Raw genomic sequence first — 259 nt, 5'->3', positions numbered from 1 at the left:
CATTATGGCACCGCCATCTTCTTTGAGATGATCCGCGCCGGCTTTGTGGCCTGCTTCGGATAATTCGATGACCCCTCGTACCGCACGTCTTCTGCTCGTTCTCGGCGCTTTCATCACCGGGCTCGTTCTGTTTTCGACCGTGGTGTTCATCATCACCGGCCGTACGCCCACGCCGATTGCGGGACCGTCGGCAATCGGAGGGGCCTTCCAGCTCGTCGATCAGAATTCCAAGCCGATCACCGACAAGGACATCAAGGGA

The 259-nt window shown here is 58.3% G+C and carries 1 protein-coding gene; it reads left to right on the top strand.

Annotated elements, in window-relative coordinates; all coding sequences use genetic code 11:
* Positions 1-67 precede the first annotated feature (67 nt).
* Positions 68-259 (top strand): hypothetical protein (locus C1X29_RS28805; protein ID WP_218275735.1); only part of this gene is annotated, 192 nt, incomplete at its 3' end.

The sequence above is a fragment of the Pseudomonas sp. GW456-12-10-14-LB2 genome, assembly GCF_002884345.1.
GTDB classification, from domain to species: Bacteria; Pseudomonadota; Gammaproteobacteria; order Pseudomonadales; family Pseudomonadaceae; genus Aquipseudomonas; species Aquipseudomonas paraglycinae.
Note: the sequence above shows the minus strand (reverse complement) of the source record. Positions and strands in the feature narration are given on the sequence as shown.